This window comes from Lentzea waywayandensis (assembly GCF_900115955.1).
GTDB lineage: Bacteria > Actinomycetota > Actinomycetes > Mycobacteriales > Pseudonocardiaceae > Lentzea > Lentzea waywayandensis.
Genome location: NZ_FOYL01000011.1, coordinates 277442 through 290006 on the forward strand (window position 1 = coordinate 277442; position 12565 = coordinate 290006).

A 12565-nucleotide genomic window follows, 5' to 3' on the forward strand; every position below is an offset into this window, starting at 1 on the left:
GGTTGGCTACTTCCCGACGCCGAGTTCGGCTCCGTACAGCTCGATGAGGCCTGTCTTGACGATCGTGGTGCCCGCCGCGGGGCCGGCTGACAGGAACGCGTCGGTACCCGCGTCGCCGCCCACATTCGCGATCGTGACCTGCTCGCGCGCGTACTGGCGCGGCCCTGAGACGACGTACACCCAGGTGTTGCCGTCCGGTGTGTAGATCACCGCCTGGTACGGCACGACCGTCCCGGTGGCGGCCGCGGCGACCGTGGTGGTCTCCACGCCGACGCGTTTCACCGCCTGCTCGGTCAGCGTCACGCTCTTCACGTTCTTGCCCTGGATCGCTTCCACCTTCGCCGGCTTCTCCTGCGGGGTCTCCGTGGAGGAGGTGGCGGCGGTGCACCCCGCCGCTCCCAGGCCGAGGACGATCAGGGCCGCCGCGGCCCATCGCCGGCTAGACATCTGTCTTCTCCTGGGCAACTGTCTTCTCCTGGGCATCTGCCTTCTCCTTCGCGGCGAACAGGGGGTAGAGACCGGGCAGGATGAACAGGTTCACCAGCGCGGTGGTGATCAGGCCACCCACCACGACCAGTGCGAGCGGTGCGAGGATCTCCAGTCCGGTCACGGCGCCGTAGACCACGAACGGCACGAGCACGAGGCCGGTCGCCAGCAGACCCGTCACGGCCGGGGTGAACCGCTCGCGCATACCTCGTACGACAAGGTCGCGACTGGTCGCCTCCAGTCGTTGCAGGTACGCCGTCTGCAGCAGACTTGTGCGCACGGCCACGGCCAGCACGGCGAACAGGCCGAGCATCGCGGCCACGGACATCGAGGCCCTGCCGAGCACCGCGGTCAGCACGCCGCCCGACAGCGCCACCGGCAGCAACAGGAACGTGAGTGCCGCCAACCGCCAGCTGCGCAGGCCGGCCTGGAGCAGGAAGTAGATCAGGATCGCCGCACCCGCGACGTAGGTCCAGACGCGGAAGTCCGTCGCCGACCTCGCTTGACTCTCCCCGAGCACCTCGAGGTGGTGTTCGCGCGGGAAGCTCACGCCCTTGACGCGATCGGACACGGCGGCGGTGACGTCGTCCAGCGACCGGCCGCGGACATTGGCGACAACGTCCATGCTGCGCGACACCTGGTCGTGCGTGATCATCGCCGGCTTCGGCGAGACCCGGACGTCCGCGACGTCACTCAGCTTCACCTGGGTGGGGCCGCCGTCCTGCCCGCCGGTCGGTGCGTCGATCAGCAGGTTCTTGACGGTGTGGGGGTTCTGGCGCAGTTCCGGCTTGCCCCACACCACGACCTCGAAGATCTTCTGGTCGTCGAACAGGTTGCCGGCGATGGTCGCCGCGACCAGCGTCGCGGACTGCCTGCGAACGTCGCCGGGCTTGAGGCCGTACTTCGCCGCGCGCTCGACGGAGACCTCGATCTCCATGGTCGGCTGGATCTCGGTCGAGTTGATCCGCGGGTCGGCGACGCCCTCGACACCCTCGATGATGCCGAGCACCTCGTTGGCCTTGTCGTTCAGCACGCCGTAGTCCTGACCGTAGATGCGCACGACGAGGTCGGCGGACGTGCCGCGGCTCAGGACGTCGCGGACCTGGCGATCGGAGTAGGTCAGCACGTCGCTGCGGATGCCGGGGGAGCCCTTCACCACCTCGCGCACCGCGTTCAGGGTGCTTTCGTAGTGGGCCTCGGGTCGCATGCTGACCCAGACCTCACCAGAGTTGATGTTGGCGACCTGGTCGGACGCCAGCGCGCGCCCGGTGTGCGCGCCCGCGTTCCGTATGCCGCCCGTCGTCCGCAACTCGGTGGTGAGCGCGGACGTGATCCGGTTCATCTCCTGGCGCGACGCGCCAGGCGCGGCCTCCCACTTGATCAGCACGTCGCGTTCCTGCAGCGTCGGCGACAGCGGTGCCGAGACGAGCAGCGGCAACATCGCCGCGGCCGCGATCAGCAGCACCACGCCGAGCGCGAACCCCGCCGCGCGAAATCGCACGAAGGTGGACAACAGCCTGGCGTATCCGGCTTCCAGCCGTCCGGCGACCGGGGATGGCTTGTGCGCCAACGACTCCTTCGCCAGCAGCATCGTGGCCAGCACGGGGGCCACGATCAGCGCGCAGAGCAGCGACACCGTCGTCGCGACCAGGAACGCCACCGCCACCGGAGTGAGGAACGCTCCCCTGACACCGTCGAGCACGAGCAGCGGCACGACCGACACCACGGTGATGACCGCCGCGACGAACAACGGCCCGCGCACCTCGATGACCGCCGCGCCGATCACGTCGGCGGTCGACGTCTCTGTTGACGTCTCTGGGCGCTCCCTCAGACGTTGACGCACGTTCTCCACGCCCACGACAGCGTCGTCGATCACCACGGCAAGCGCTATCACCAGGCCCGCCAGGGTCATCATGTTCAGTGGTATCCCGAACCAGGACAACACGAGCACCGTCGCCGCGACCGACGCCGCCACGGTGACCAGGCTGACCAGCGCGCTGCGCCAGTGGAACAGGAACGCGCCGAGCACGAGCAGCAGCAGGAGGCTGCCGATCAGCACGGTCGTGACCAGGTTGTCCTGCATCCGGTCGATGAACGACGCGGGCCGGTAGATCGTCGTGTCCATCTGCACGCCGGGCAGACCGGGACGCAGCTCGTTCAGCGCGGCCTCGACGTTCTTGGTGACCTCGGAGACGCTGCTGCCGGGGAACCGCTCGACGACGAGCATCAGGTTCGGCTGGTCCTCGACGACCGCGTCGCCGATGAGGATCTGGTGATCCTCGGTGATCGTGGCGACGTCGGCGAGCTTCAGACCGCGGTCCTCGGCGCCCTGGATCGTCACCTTGCCGAGCTCGGTGGCGGTCTTGATCGGCTGGTTGTGCTGGATCTCGATGCGCTGGTTCTTCGTGTCCACGAAGCCGCCCAGACCCGGCGTGGACGCCTCGACGAACGTCAGCGGCGACACCCACAACGCGTTGGCCGAGGTGCGCAGCACCTGGTCCAGCGTCACGGCGTTCTTCGCGAGCTGCGACGGATCGACCTGCACCTGCAGCTGCCGGTCGCGGAAGCCCCAGACGGCGACGTTCGCCACGCCGGGCACGCTGAGCAGCCGCGGCACGACCGTCCACCGGGACAGCAGCGACATGTCGATCAGCGACTTGTCCTTGGACGACAGCCCGACCATCATCAGCCGCCCGGTGGACGACAGCGGCTGCACCACCAGCGGCGGCTTGGACGAAGCCTGCGGCAGCGCGGTCGACATGGTCAGGCGCTCCTGCACGACCTGCCGTGCGCGAATGGGATCCGTCCCCGGCTCGAACGTCATCTCCATCGACGTGAGACCGGGGACGGTGCGCGACTCCAGCTTCGCGAGCCACGGGATCCCGTTGAAGAACTCGTTCTCGATGGGGTTCGTGATGAGGTTCTCGACCTCTTCGGCGGAGAGCCCCAGCGCCTCCACCTGAACGTCCACCCTCACCGGCCCGAACTCCGGCAGCGCCTCGAAGTTGCTGTTGCGCAGCTGCACGAAGCCGAGCGCGATGAGGGCGACCGCGACCGCCAGGACGAGACGGCGGTACCTCTGGCTCGACCCGACGATCCAACGCATCATGGCCGGGGACCTCTCACTCCGATGACCTTGCGGGCATGGAGTGACGATGAACTTGCCTGGTCACAGGCCGCTCATAGTGGCCTCATAGTCCTCTCACACCGGTGGACGCCGGACCGTGGCCTCAGCCGGCCGCACGGCCGTGGGCAACGGCAAGGTTCTTCGTCGGCCGGTGCTGGGAGCCGAGCCGGAAGAAGATCTCGGACAACGGCAGGCCATGCTGCACGCGAACCGGGTTCACCTCTTCGACGACCTTCTCGAACGGCACGTCCTGGTGGGCGAACGCGGCCAGGTCGACCTCGCGAACGCGCTCGATCAGGTGGAGGAAGTTGATGTTCCCCGACGTGTCGGTTCGGAGCACCACTTCGAACGATCTAACGGCTGCGTCATTTCTGCGGGTGCCGAAACACAAAACCGCGCGCACTTGCCACTCGCGGGGGTTCAAGTCCTCCCACGAACCGCGGCTCGCGTGTCACAACCCGGTCTGACGCACTCGAACCGTGGACCGCGGAACCATCAGCCATCCAGCTTCCACGAGAACCGCAGGTAGAGCACGTGGGCGCACGTTGTTCAGCTCGGGCCTCGGACACGTGGAATATGGCAGACTTGCTACGTCAGCGGACGGGTGCTCAAGGATCCTTGAGCACCCGTCGCTATTTGCTGTTTCAAACGCCTTCGTTCAGATGGCCGTGCACCGCTGCTCCTCGGTGATGTGGCGCAGGTAGGCCTCGGGCCGCGAACGGGTCGTTCCAGTCTGTCGGGCTAGACGGAGATCTAGCCGAACTGCATCGAGTGCGAGCTCATGGGCGTTTCGGAAGCCGCGTAGGCGGCCGACGGCCCGGTTGGGTTCGCGAGCGAGACAGCTCCGAACAGACCCAACATCAGCACTCCTGCAACCAAGGACCGCTTGATCAACTTTGGCCTCTCTGAGGGAGATTGGTCTTGCTCCACAGATTCTTTCAGGCTCCATGGAGACAGGCTCAAGCGCCCCCACTGCAAGCGATCATCCCCTGCGCCACCGTGAGTGGTCTAGACCAAGTACCCATGATTGGTAGCGACACGCCGACACGTTCGAGTGAATCCTTCTACCTTGTGTGTCCATGCGTCGCTCAACCACGTGACACCCGATCGCGTGATTCCACTATTCCAAACCGGTGAAACTAGGGGGAAACCTCGCCACCCGACCGCTCCGAAGTCTCGGATTGAAGACGCGCTCGCGGCACCGACTGCTCCGCGAAGCCGACGATCTCGTGCAGCTGGGCTTCGATGCCGTCCGCCCGGCGGTCACCGAGATCGTGGAACGCCTCCACGGCCGACCGCCACCGCTCCACCGCGGCGTCCAGTTCGCCGGTCTTCCAGTCGATCTGCGCCAGCAGGTCCAACGCGACCGCCTCGACCTCGCGATCGCAGTCGTGCGCCAGCTCCAGCGCACCGGACGCGTAATGCCTTGCCGTGGTCAGGTCTCCGCTGTCGCGGGCGATGGCGCTGAGCAGCGTCAGCCCCGAGGCCTCACCCGCGCGTCTGCGCGCCTTCTGGAACAGGGCGATCGCGAGGTGGCAGTGGCTCAACGCGTTCATCGGCTGGCCCCGGTCGAACGCCAGCCGGGCCAGCGCCAGCAGGGTGTCCCCCTGGTCGCGGGTGGCGCCCAGCCGTTCCCGCAGGTGCAACGCCTGGTACAAGAACGACGTGGCCTCGTCGAAGCGGTTGACGCGCAGACAGGTCTCCCCGAGGCGGTGCAGGATTCCGGCCCTGGTGTCGTCTTTGGCGGTGAGCGCGAGCGCCCGCTCGTACAGGGCGATCTTGGTGGGTATGTTCTCCGGACCGCGCAGGCACTCGGCCTCGTTGCGCATCAGCACGGCGCGCGTCTCGGGTTCATCGCGGTCGCCGAAGATCTCCCGCGCCTCCCGGAAACACCGATCCGCAGCCGCGTAGTCGTGGCGCGCTCGCATGAAGCAGAAGCCGAGGTTCTGCAAGGTGTCGACCAGCACGGCGACATCCCCGTACTCCCGTGCGGCCTCCACGCCCACCTGCATTACGGCGAGCAGGGCGTCATTGCGACTGTAGCGGTAGAAGAGTTCTCCCACACCGTTGGCGAGTCTCCATCCGTGCTCCGGATCCGCGACAGACCGGATCACTTCCACGAGCGCGGCCTCCTCCTGCAGGCACCACCGCGCGACTTCGTCGTCGTGTGCGAACACGCGCTCGCACACGTCGGGTGGCATCGGCAGCGCCGGTACTTCTCTGCGGAAGCCGAACATCAGACGGTCTGCGTTGTGCACGGCACGCGTGTACCAGGCGAGCATCCTGCCCACGGCCGCGGCGCGCTCCGCCGGTTCCTCGTCCTTCTCCGCCCGCTCGGCCGCGAACTCGCGCACAAGATCATGCATCCGGTAACGATCATCGTCCGTCGACTCGACCAACCTCGTCCACACCAGCGAGTCGATGAGCTCTCGGGCGGTCTCCAGGTCCGCTCCGGCAAGCGCGGCGGCGATGTCGAGCGAGACCTCGCGCACCGGGTGCAGGCCGAGCAGCCGGAACAGGTGCGCCTGCTCGGTACTCAGACTGCGATAGGAGAGTTCGAACGCGGCGCGGATGCCACCGGCGGAGCCGTTTCCCAGTGACAGGACCGCCCGGTCGCGCGTCAGCGTCCGCACGAAGTCCTCGAGCGAACGCCGGGGCTGCGCCGCGACCTGCTCGCCGATCAGCTGCATCGCGAGCGGCATGCCGGCCGCCAACTCCGCCAGTCGCGCCACCGGTGCCGGCCGGGCGCGATCCCCCAACCGGTGCTCCAGCCACGTGACGATGTCGTTGTGTTCCAACGGATCCACGGTCAGGCACCGGGCCCGATGACGCACCGCGAGCTCACTGAGACGTGACCGGCTGGTGATCAGGACCGTGCAGTTCGAGAGGGCGGGCAACAGGGACCGGATGTGCTCGGCGTCCGCAACGTTGTCCAGCAGCACCAGCATCCTCCGGTTGCCGAGGAGCTCGCGGAGCCTGGCCGAGCGTGCTTCGAGCGACGGGATCGAGTCGGCCGCGATGCCGAACTCGGCCAGCAGATCCTTCACCACCTGAGCCGCCTCGACGCGCGGACCGTCCGCGACACCGTCCAACGCGGCGAACCAGTAGCCGTCGGGGAATCGCGAGCGCACCGACCACGCCCAGTGCACCGCGAGCGTCGTCTTGCCGACGCCCGGCGGTCCGTCCAGCGCGAGGAGCCTCGGCTGCGGATGCTGGGGGGACAGATTGTTCAGCTCCGCCAACAGGTTCTGATGCCCGACGAACGCGTCGGCGTCGTGTGGCAGGTACTGGGGGCGAGGGCCGGCGGGTACCGGCGTGCGGTGTGTCACTCGCGAGGAACGCAGCTCCTCGTGGAAGCGGTGGAGTTCCTCTTCGGAGCCGTCCCCGATCTCGCGCTGGATCCGTCTCCGGACGTCGAGGTAGTACCGCACCGCCTCGACCCGCTTGTGCATTCCGTACAACGCGAGCAGCCGGTGGCGCGCGAGCATCACGTCGAGATCGTGCGCGGGCTGGATCTCGTTGAGGTGGACCAACATCTGTTCGTAGCGCTCCAGCTTTCCCAAGCTGTACAGCAGTCCGTTGACGGCCATCAGGTACTGGTCGCGCACGAACACCCTGCGACGGTCGCGGGCCAGATCGCTGTCGAGTTCGGCGAGCGGCTCGTCGCCTGCCAACGCGAGCGCCTGCTCGGACCACGCGCAGGCTTCCTCGTGGTTCGGCGACGGCTGGTGCGCCGCGGACTTCGCTTTCCGCACCAGCTCGTCGAACGCGAAAACGTCGATCAACGAGCGGTCGACGTCCAGTTTGTAGGCGCGTTCCTCGTTGGAAATGACACCCGGCAGGCCGTGCATCTGCAGCACGGAGCGGATCCGCGTGATGTTGGTCTGCAGCGTTCCGTACGGATTGGCCGGCTGCTCGTCACCCCACACCCATTCCGCGATGGTGCGCACGGACAGCGGCTTGTTCGCGTGCAACAACAGCACCGCGAGCACGGCACGCTCTTTCGGCTTTCCCCAGTCCGCGCCGAAGCCTGCGGCCGTTCGCAGCCGCGTGCGTCCCAGAATCCCGAATGTGATCTCCACCCGCGCCACCCCTCGCCAGGTGTATCTCCCGCCGAACAGTGTGCCTCGCGCAGACCGCGCTCACCAGCGTTGTTGCCACTTCGAAGCCGGAAAGCGCAATGAAACCAAAGGAGTCCACGGGGCCTGGAAAACGCCTTCCGCCATTGCCGCGCCAGGCTCCCGGACCTGCGCGTTCAGCGTTCTCGCGGAACGCGGAAAGCGATTCGAGCAGAACCGTCCAGCACCTTGGTGTCCACAAACCCCGATCAGGAGGTACGTTGTGGACGCTGTTGTCATCGGGCTCGGATTCACCGGGCTTCCCACCGCCGTCGCCGCCGCCCGTGCGGGAATGACGGTGCTCGGGATCGACGCGAGCCCCGAACGAGTCCGTGAGATCGCCGGGCAACGCCAGGGTTGCGGGCTCGGCACGGTCTCCGAGCAGGACCTGCGGACCGCGCTCGCGAGCGGCCGCCTTCAGGTGCGGCACAACGCGGACGGCGTTCCGCGCGCGGCCGTCTACGTCCTGTGCGTGCCCACCCCGGCGGACCGCCACGGCCGGCTCGACGTCTCGCTGCTGACCCAGGCCGCCGACGAGGTGGCGCGGGCGATGCGGCCGGGGGCACTGGTGATCGTGCAGAGCACGTGCACGCCCGGCACGGTCGAGGAGGTGGTGCTGCCGCGCATCGCCGCCACGTCCGGGCTGTGCCCGGGCCTCGACTTCCACCTCGCGCACTCGCCGGTGCGCACCGATCCCGGGAACGTGTCGGTGGACACCGTGCCGCGTGTCGTCGCAGGGTGCACGCCACGCTGCACCGAACTCGCGGTCCGGTTCGTCGGCAGAGTCGCCGACCGGGTCGTGCCCGTCAGCTCACCGCGCGCCGCCGAACTCGTGAAGATCTTCGAGAACACCTTCCGGATGGTGAACATCTCGCTCGCCTGCGAACTGGCGGCGTTGTGCCGGGCGCACCGGGTCGACGTCGCCGAGGTGCTGGAGGCCGCGGGCAGCAAGCCGTACGGGTTCCTGGCGCACCGGCCCGGTCCCGGTGCGGGCGGCGACTGCATTCCGGTGTCGGCCGGGCTCTTCACGGCCAGCGCCCGGCGGCACGGACTGCACTCGCCCGTGGTCGACGCGGCCATCGCGGTGAACAACGCGATGCCCGTGCACACTGTCCACCGGGTGCGCGAGGCTCTCGCCGTCCGCGGCCTGCCACCGTTGCGGCGCTGCCGCGTGCTCGTGGTGGGCGTGACCTACAAGCCCGACACGGCGAACATCCGCCAGTCCGCCGCGGTGCGAGTGCTCAACGAGCTCGCGGACGAGGCGGAGGTGGCCTACCACGACCCGTACGTGCCGAACCTCCTGCTGGACAACGGGATCGCGCTCACCTCCCAGCCCGTCACGGCACCTGCCGACCTCGTGCTCATCATGACGAGGCACGCGGCGCACGCACCGGTGCGGCGCGACGACGTGCCGGTCTTCGACTGCTCCTCCGGCGATCCGGTCCAGGTGGCGTGATGTGGGAACCGTTCGGGCAGGGCGCCGCGCGCCGGGTGACCGTGCCGGGCTGTCACCAGGTGCTCGTGCTGGTACCGCACGTCGTCGCGGGCACCCGGCTGATGGACGTGTTGACGCTGCTGGAAGCCGACCACCGGCTGCAGGTCGTGTGCGCTGTGCCGCCCGAGGCGCCCCCTGGCACCGAGGAGTTCGTGCTCGCCCAGGGCTCGCTGCTGATCCCGTGGGCACACACCGTGCGGCACCGGTTCGACCTGGTGCTCGCCGCCAGCCGCCAGGAGGTGGACCGCGTGCACGGCCCGGTGCTCGTCCTCCCGCACGGCGCTGGCGCCGCGAAATCCCGCCGGCTCAACGGACACGGCCTCGACCGCGCGTCTCTGACCCGCGCTGGCCAGGTCGTTCCGGCAGTGATCGTCCTGGCGCATGACGACGAGCTCGCGCTGCTGGCCGACGCCTGCCCCGAGGCCGTGCCGCACGCGGTGGTGGCGGGAGACCTGTGCCTGGACCGGATGCGGGCATCCCTGCCGTTCCGCGACCGCTACCGGGCGGCGGCGGGCATCGGCGAGGACGAGACGCTCGTGACGGTCAGCTCGACGTGGTCACCGTCGTCGACGTTCGGGAGCAGACCGGAGCTGTACCGGAAGCTGCTGGCCGAGCACCGGGTGGCGGCGGTGCTGCACCCGAACATCTGGCAGGTGCACGGCGCGTGGCAGGTCCGCGCGTGGCTGGCCGACTGCGCCGGGCTCGTCGTGGTTCCACCGGAGGAAGGCTGGCGGGCCGTGGTGGTCGCGAGCGATGTCGTCGTCGGCGACCACGGTTCCGTGACGCAGTACGCGGCGGCCGTCGGGGTGCCGGTCGCGCTGGCGAGCACTCCCCCGGTGCGGCCGGGCAGCTACGCGGACGTGCTGAGCAGGGGTGCGCCGCTGCTCGACCCCGACCTGCCCGTCGTGCCGCAGGCGGAACGGGTGCCGCTGGAGATCAGCTCCCGGCCTGGCGAGTCGGCGGCGATCCTGCGCCGGGCGATGTACGGGGTGCTCGGGCTGAGCGAACCCGCTCGGGCGTGCCACGCCGAACCTGTGCCGGTCCACCATGTATGACGACGGTGTCGCACGGGTCGGCGAGTTGCTCGTCGTCCACCTGGGAGCCGCGGTCAGGTGGCGGAACCTGGCGGACGTGCTGGTGTGCCCGCCGATGCGGTCAGTGAGACCCGCGCTCCTGCTCGCCGGTCGCCTGTCCAGGGATCACGTCGGCTGTGGACTCGTGCTCGTGCCGGTCGAGCAGCGCCCGGACGCGCACGGCCGCGGGATCCGCTGGATCGCGGTAACACGCCAGCGCGGACCGGTAGTGATCCCGCGCCTCCTCGGGATCGGCTGCGAGTCCGGCGAGCGCGACGAACACGTCCGCTCGGTGGAGGGGTGACGTGCGCAGGTCATCGCTCGCCAAGCTGAGCAACGACCGCGCGCGGTCGACCTGGCCGGCAGCGGCACAGGCGCGGGCGAGGAAGGTCCGGACCCGCGCCCGCTCACCGGGATCGTCGAGCAGTTGCTCGGCCAGCTCCAGCTCCGTGAGTGCCTCGTCCGTCCGGCCGAGCTCGATCAGCGCCTCCCCGATGCGGCGGCGGGCCATGCCGATGCCTCGAGCGCGGCCACGAGCCGTGCGAACGGCGAGCACGCGCCGGTAGCAGTCCAGGGCCGCCTCCGGTTCGCCGCGCCCGAGGTGCACCCGGCCGAGCATGGACAGCGCGGTCGTCTCGCTCACCGGGTCGTCGAGCCCGGCCGCCAGCACCGCGTCCAGTTCGGCGACGGCGTCGTCGTACCTCCGCAGGTTGACGTACGCCATCGTGAGCCGGTTGCCGAGCCGGGCCGCGGCCAGCGACTGGCCGCAGGACCTCGCCGCCTGGATCGCCAGGCGATGTGTCTCCACCCAGTCCGTGTAGTAGTGGCAGTTCAGGAACAGCGCCCACATCGGTTCGCACAACTGCCAGACCAGCTCGGGCCGGCCCGACGAATGCGCGCAGTGCAGGGCCGCGACCAGGTTGGCTCGTTCCTGTTCGAGCCACTCCAGGGGACCGGCCTGCATCGCCACGGCCGAGCGGTAGCCGGGTCCGAGGCGCTGCCCGACCGGCATCAACGCGACGTCAGCGGAGATCGCCTTCGCCAGGTACCACTCCAGGACCCGTCTCACCCCAGCCTCACGTGCGGGATCGTGCTTGCTCCGAGCGTGGGTCCGTAGCATGTCGTGGTAGCCGTAGCGGCCGTCGGCAACCTCGCTGAGCAGGTTCTTCTCCACGAGCTCCTCCAGGTCGTCCTCGACCTGGCTGACCGGTTCGCCCACTGCGGCCGCCGCCACCTCGGCCCCGAACCACGGCCCGGGACACCAGGCGCACAACCTGTACAACCGCGCCTGCCGGGCGGGCAGATCCACATAGGACAGGTCGAGCACCGACCTGACCGACGCCTGCTCGTCCAGTTCCGGCAACTGGTCGTCGCGCAGCTCGCTCAGCTCCCGCCCCAGCGAGCGGCGCGGTCGCGCCGACAGCCGCGCACCGACCACCGACAACGCCACCGGCAACCCGCCGCACAACCGCGCGAGCTCGCCCGCCGCGTCGGGTTCGGTGGACGTCCGGTCATCCTTGATGATCATGTCGAGCAAGCGCACGGAGTCCCTCAACCCCAGCGGCTCCACCTCGACGAACCGCGCGCCCTCGACCCCCAGCGGGCTCAACCGCCACCGGCTCGTCACCACGACCGTGCCCGCCGCCGGCAACAGCGGCCGGACCTGCGCGGCGGAGGCCGCGTTGTCGAGCAACATCGCGAAAGCCCGTCCCGCGGTGATGGAGCGGAACATCGCCTGCCGCACGGCCAGCGGCTCCGGAACCTCCGACACACCCAGCGCGTGCAGAAACCACTCCAGCACGATCTCGGGTGGCACCGGCCCAGCGGGCGCGTGCGCGCCCAGATCGACGTAGAGCTGTCCGTCCGGGAACTCGGCCCGCCGATCGTGCAACCACCGCAAAGCCAGCGAGGTCTTGCCCACACCACCAGGGCCGCTGACGACCAGCAGCGGCCAGCCGTCCAGCGCCGCCAACTCGTCCTCGCGGCTGACGAAGCAGCGTGGCTCGGGTGGCAGCTGGAACGGCACCTGCACGGGCCGTTCCCCGTGCAGGTGCACGACGCCGATCTCGGCCGCCTGCACCACTTGCCCCGCCCTACCCCGCATCACATTTTGCACCGCATTCGCCTCCCCGCCCATTCACGCTACGGGTTGGAGGCCCCTCTATCAGCCGTCACACGGGCGGTGTCTTTGTTTTCGCCACCACTGAAGCTACCGCCCCAGCTGAGAAATGCCGATAGAACGGCCCCCTCACCGCGCGGATGCCTG

The 12565-nt window shown here is 69.0% G+C and carries 7 protein-coding genes; 2 read left to right on the top strand and 5 right to left on the bottom strand.

All coding sequences use genetic code 11. The features are described 5' to 3' along the window. Positions 1–6: 6 nt before the first annotated feature. The 4 genes from BM417_RS34830 to BM417_RS34845 all read right to left on the bottom strand — a co-directional run bounded on the left by BM417_RS34830 (position 7) and on the right by BM417_RS34845 (position 7695). Positions 7–447, bottom strand: coding sequence for a hypothetical protein (locus BM417_RS34830; RefSeq protein ID WP_093603297.1), 441 nt, complete (start codon positions 445–447; stop codon positions 7–9). Beyond that, positions 440–3595 carry an efflux RND transporter permease subunit gene (locus BM417_RS34835; protein WP_093603299.1) on the bottom strand — a complete coding sequence of 1052 codons (3156 nt, stop codon included), beginning with the start codon at positions 3593–3595 and terminating at the stop codon, positions 440–442. Before BM417_RS34835 ends, BM417_RS34830 begins: the two co-directional genes overlap by 8 nt. A 121-nt stretch (positions 3596–3716) precedes the next feature. Further along, on the bottom strand, positions 3717–3953 hold the full coding sequence (locus tag BM417_RS34840; RefSeq protein ID WP_177320755.1) for a hypothetical protein: 237 nt from the start codon (positions 3951–3953) through the stop codon (positions 3717–3719). A gap of 799 nt (positions 3954–4752) precedes the next feature. Then, a complete protein-coding gene (locus BM417_RS34845; protein ID WP_177320756.1) occupies positions 4753–7695 on the bottom strand; it encodes an AfsR/SARP family transcriptional regulator in 2943 nt (980 codons plus the stop codon). 259 nt (positions 7696–7954) lie between these two features. Between BM417_RS34845 and BM417_RS34850 the strand changes: the two genes are divergently transcribed. Both BM417_RS34850 and BM417_RS34855 read left to right on the top strand, forming a co-directional pair. Continuing rightward, positions 7955–9187, top strand: coding sequence for a nucleotide sugar dehydrogenase (locus tag BM417_RS34850; protein ID WP_177320757.1), 1233 nt, complete (start codon positions 7955–7957; stop codon positions 9185–9187). After that, on the top strand, positions 9187–10281 hold the full coding sequence (locus BM417_RS34855) for a hypothetical protein (protein ID WP_093603305.1): 1095 nt from the start codon (positions 9187–9189) through the stop codon (positions 10279–10281). The genes BM417_RS34850 and BM417_RS34855 overlap by 1 nt, the downstream gene beginning before the upstream one ends. Positions 10282–10381: 100 nt before the next feature. Here the strand turns inward: BM417_RS34855 and BM417_RS34860 are convergent, their stop codons facing one another. Then, positions 10382–12403 carry an ATP-binding protein gene (locus BM417_RS34860; RefSeq protein ID WP_177320758.1) on the bottom strand — a complete coding sequence of 674 codons (2022 nt, stop codon included), beginning with the start codon at positions 12401–12403 and terminating at the stop codon, positions 10382–10384. Positions 12404–12565: the final 162 nt, after the last annotated feature.